Here is a 4538-nt window from a genome sequence, read left to right as displayed (position 1 = left end):
CGACTCCTATCACGTGGAGCATGCCGACCTTGTAGCCTGCAAACCCCAAGAAGCCTTCGCGCCCAGTAGGCCACCTCCTAACCCTGCCAACTATACTGCGTGCTCTCTTCCTCGGGTGATACGCGCGCGAACCACGACGCGGTCTATGCCCCTTAGCCACTATACATCACCAACCATGACTACAAAAAGCTACCAATAAACAACACTTATTAAGCTTTTTGCATACACGCCGCCACCAGACACAAGGCACGAAAAACACCAACAACGCTACACAGAAAAAGCATCGAAGGCTCACGTGGTCTTGTCGGAGCCACACGTTTACCAGGCTAGAAAAGCTACTCGCGGGAAGTGAATGTTATGTACATATACACGTACCTCTTCTCATCGGCAACAATAACATAGTCATACTTTAACCCGTGCCTCCAGGCAATCCTCTCAACAGCCCCTACAAGCTCCTTTGTCAAGCCGTCCTCCCCACTAGTAACCGCGAAGTGGTACTCCCACCACTAGTTGCCAGAATTAAAACTAGCCTCAACAATCGCCCACATAGTTTCTAGGGCCCTAAACTCCCCCAACAAGACATTAAAGACCTCCTGAGCCCCACCAACATAGTACCTCGACACCCTAACCGGCCTCACGATGCCCTCAACCCACACGCTCCCACCCCTCCCAGTATCCAGACCTCTATTCCCAGATTTAAACACAATTCCACCCCCAAGCTTTTAGAAATTTAAGCCACCCCCATGCAAGCAACTTTCAAACACAAAATCATAAGCCCCCCAGAACCCAAAAAACCACTCCTCTCTGATACAGAACAAATCTAGACTGAACAAGATTCTCAAGGAAAAAGCCTATCAATTCATTCTTTTCTGATACAGCGATATAGTGAAGAAAATGAATGAAATCATATCTACAAACTTTCAATTCATTCGTTTCTGATACAATTCGCTGAGAAGGCGAGGCAGAGTGTCAAGCTCTACACCTTTCAATTCATTCGTTTCTGATACTATGATGATAACCCACCGTGGATTCTTACGTCTCATCGCATATCTTTCAATTCATTCTTTTCTGATACTGTTTCTTTGGGGTTTATTTTGTTGTGGTGTTATTTATTTGTTTTGGTTTTGTGTGAAAGTGTTTTTGTGCAGGGTCTTCCCATTGGAAGTATTAATTTTTCTTTAGTTTCTTCATTGTTGACTGTAAATGATATGGAATGGGAAGAGGGTCTAGGGAAGAACTTATTTTACAAAAAGTCTTCTTCCCGTAAAGCGTTAAAGTTTCCCGTAGAAAACGATTCTACAGAGATTTCTAAGGGAACTATTTCCTCCCACCCCGTATCACGATGGAAAAATCTCTGTTTTTCACTTTTCTTCAATATTATTTGAGTTATACTCATAGGAGCGACACGTGAATTTCTAGGGGTGTCTGTGTGCCTTTGGTTGGGCCTACTGTTTGATGAAGGGGCTGTTTATTTGATGTTTGGAGGTTGTGGTGGTTTCGGTGGGGGTGTTTTTGGCTGGTTTTTGGACTAGCTATGTTGGCGTCCTTGTTATGGGTGATTTTATGATAATTTTGTTATTATTGATAATAACTTTGTTATTTTTATTTTTCGCTGTTTAAAATAACTGTGATAACTATGTTATTATTTAGGATAACGTTATTATTATCACTGATCGTTTATTATAGATATGCCCTGGTGTCGGTGGTCTGAGCCGAATGCGTCGGGTGTTGGTTCTTGGGTTGTGGCTTTTTTGCCATTGTTTGTTGTGAATGTTTATATAGGGCTTGATGGGATTATATAGGTATGAGTGAAAAGTCCAAGGTTCTTGTTGTTGCTTCTTGGGGTGATCCGAGGAGGTGGGATGAAGTTAGCTACCGTCTGTCTGTTGAGAGCTTGGAGCACCCTGGCTTGAGGAAGGTTCTTGGCGAGGGGGCCAGGGAGCTAGAGTGCAGGAGTAGGAGTTCTACGGTGTCTCTTTTGTGCCTGTTGTCTAGTGCGGGGCTCGATGTTCATGGTGTTGTTTTTGGTTTGGATACTGTTGCTAGTGTCTCTTCACAAAATATTCGCAACGATGCATTGAATGTTTATGACAATAGTCTGGAGGAATTTGTCAAGGGTTCTACGTGTTGTGAGGAGATAAAAGAGGAGATAAAGGAGAGGATTGAAGTTGTCGTTACTCCTGGAGTCGGCACGTATGGGGGTCTATCGTACAGGGGTAGTCCAACACATATTTTCACACAGGCATTCATGAAGATATATAAAAGGCTGGCAGACGACCATACTTTTCTAGTCGTAGACATTACTCATGGGATTAACTATCAGACGACTGCCATTCTCTATGCGGCCATGACTAGCGCGATCGTTGCGGGGAAGGAAAAAAACCTAGTAATTTTTAACTCCGAGCCGCCTAGCCCTCCTACCAAGCCCCAGAGAACTGATAAGTCCCCTCAGCCAGCACAGCTTGGCGCTGTGCAACCTGTTCCACAGGCTACCTCCCAGCAGGCCTCTAATCCGCAGAGCCTGGGCATATTGGATGTTACACTCTTGTCGAATGCCCTTCAGTTCGCAATGGCTGCTCGAGACATCCTGTTGTTCCGCTCCAAGAGTATCTCTGAGCTAAGGAAGGCATCAGTAAAGGGTTCCAAGAGGGTTGCCGAGGCGCTTGTCTCTCTTGAGACGTTTACAAGGCTCCTAGAGAACGCCGCGGTGGCGTTGACTTTTCCCGGCGCCTTAGACGAGAATGGGGAGAGGCTTGGTTACAGCCTGTGCAGCTTCCTTGAAAGCTTTACTAGTGACCCTTGTAGCGAGATTGAAGACCAGCCAGAGAAGGACGATGTAAAGAAAGTCGTTACATACCCCTCTCCCGAGACAGCTAGGGTGCTAGAGTGCATCCTTTATAGTGTCCTTAGGAGGCTCGCCGAAGACGAGAGAGGAAAAAGTAATGGCTTATGCGTGGATGCGGCGAAGAGCGACCTCGCAGAATACCTTAAACGTGTTGCTGAGAGGCTCCAGGAGGCGGGGCTTAAGTATGCATCGTTAATAGCAAAGCGTGAAAAACAAAAACTGGACACATTCATTGGGACATTCCAGAACTGTCTAAACGAGTTCGACAAAAATAAGGCCATGCTTGGGGGCATAGCCCAACACCTAGTTTTGAGAGAGAACGAGGTCGAGGTAGATGTCAGTCTTTTCCATGCATTTGAGGAGCTAGAACAAAAGAAGAGCAAGTTGCCGTGCATCTATATTTTGAATGATGTAGAAGAAAAAGTTAGGAATTTCAAGAAGGAGGAGGTAATAGACGAGAACAATGCTAGGAACATTTCGGCACACGCTGGGCTCTCCTACACCATAATTGAAAAAGTTGTAGTTTCGAGGCAAGCTGACAGGTGGACGGTCTCAAAGATAAAGTATAATAGGGGCAAAGTTCAAGAATATCTGAAAATACTTAGCAGAATTTAAAAAAGATATTATAGATTTTTTGGCTTTGTTTTTCGGCTGGATTGCTACGTAGATCTTAGTTTTTCTATGAAGGCCTCTATCGATATGGGTTTGTCGCTGAATGGGAATGCAAGCTTCTCGCCGTGCTGGTCTTGGTCTTTTCCTGGCTGGAAGGCGTATATTTCTGCTTTTTGTAGGGCGAGGAGCCCGAGGCCGGGGCTTTTTCTTCCCCCTATGTTGAGGCCTAATGTTTTCACGTATTCGAGGGTGCTAGCTAGTAGCCTTGAGGGGGTGTCGCCGGTGGAGTCGAGGAGCCCTATGATTACTAGGGGTATTTGGATTTTTGCGTCTGTTGTTTCTACTGCGTATAGTGTGCGCACTCTTATATTCTTTCAATTCATTCTTTTCTGATACCGTTTCCTTGGGGATTATTTTGTATTGGTGTTATTTATTTGTTTCTCTGTTGTGTGAAAGTGTATTTATGTCAAAGTTTTCCATAGAACACATTATCTTGTTTTAGTTTTCCAATTGTGACTTATAAATGATATAGATCAAGAAGAGGGGTCAGGGAAGAATGTATTTTCAGAAATGTCTTCTTCCCCTAATCTGCAAACTTTTCCCGTGGAAAACGTTTCTACAGAGATTTTTAGGGGAACCATTTCCTCCCACCGTGTATCACGATGTAAAAATCTCTGTTTTTCTCTTTTCTTCAATATTGCTAGCTTTGTATGAGTGTGTAAAGTGTTTGGGGATAGAGGGAGGTTTCGTGGGGTATTTGTGTGGTGGTTTTTGGGCTAGGTTGTTGTTTGTTGGTCTAGGAGGTTTAGTATTGCCATTGTTGTGAGTACTGCTTCTTCTGTTCTGATTGTTTTTGTGCCTTGTAGTGGTGCGGTGTTGAGTGTGTAGTGTATGTAGTGTTGTGGGTTGATGTTTTCTTGTGTGGCGATTTCTTGTATGCCTTTGTTATGTGTGCCGAAGAGTACTAGGAGTGTTTCTGCTGTGGCTATTTTTGTTTTTAGCTGGGTGGCTAGGGTGTTTATTGGTGTGCCTTTTCTGGATGTTGCTATGACGAGTGTTTTTGGGGTGGTGTGGTTTTGGA

Annotated in this window: 6 protein-coding genes; 1 reads left to right on the top strand and 5 read right to left on the bottom strand. The window is 44.4% G+C overall.

The features are described 5' to 3' along the window. From rplC to QXT17_RS09840, 3 genes are all read right to left on the bottom strand, one after another. On the bottom strand, positions 1 to 160 hold a 160-nt coding region (gene rplC / locus QXT17_RS09850), incomplete at its 3' end, for a 50S ribosomal protein L3 (protein WP_342815853.1). Between the two features lie 175 nt (positions 161 to 335). Next, positions 336 to 464, bottom strand: coding sequence for a hypothetical protein (locus QXT17_RS09845; RefSeq protein WP_276114282.1), 129 nt, complete (start codon positions 462 to 464; stop codon positions 336 to 338). A 42-nt stretch (positions 465 to 506) separates the two neighbouring features. After that, positions 507 to 704, bottom strand: coding sequence for a hypothetical protein (locus QXT17_RS09840; protein WP_020962096.1), 198 nt, complete (start codon positions 702 to 704; stop codon positions 507 to 509). Between the two features lie 1100 nt (positions 705 to 1804). On the opposite strand from QXT17_RS09840, the gene csx1 reads away from it, so the two are divergent. Further along, positions 1805 to 3460: a CRISPR-associated CARF protein Csx1 gene (csx1, locus tag QXT17_RS09835; RefSeq protein WP_020962097.1), complete on the top strand. Its 1656-nt coding sequence runs from the start codon at positions 1805 to 1807 to the stop codon at positions 3458 to 3460. Between the two features lie 44 nt (positions 3461 to 3504). Here the strand turns inward: csx1 and QXT17_RS09830 are convergent, their stop codons facing one another. After that, positions 3505 to 3819, bottom strand: a complete 315-nt coding sequence (locus tag QXT17_RS09830) for a hypothetical protein (RefSeq protein ID WP_148681976.1) — start codon at positions 3817 to 3819, stop codon at positions 3505 to 3507. A gap of 414 nt (positions 3820 to 4233) precedes the next feature. Next, positions 4234 to 4538, bottom strand: a 305-nt coding sequence (locus QXT17_RS09825) for a putative RNA uridine N3 methyltransferase (protein ID WP_342815852.1), incomplete at its 5' end; no start/stop codon positions are given.

It is taken from the genome of Thermofilum sp. (assembly GCF_038871435.1).
Taxonomy (GTDB): domain Archaea; phylum Thermoproteota; class Thermoprotei; order Thermofilales; family Thermofilaceae; genus Thermofilum; species Thermofilum adornatum.
The sequence above is the reverse complement of the archived record's forward strand: the minus strand, read 5'-3'. Positions and strand labels throughout refer to the sequence as shown.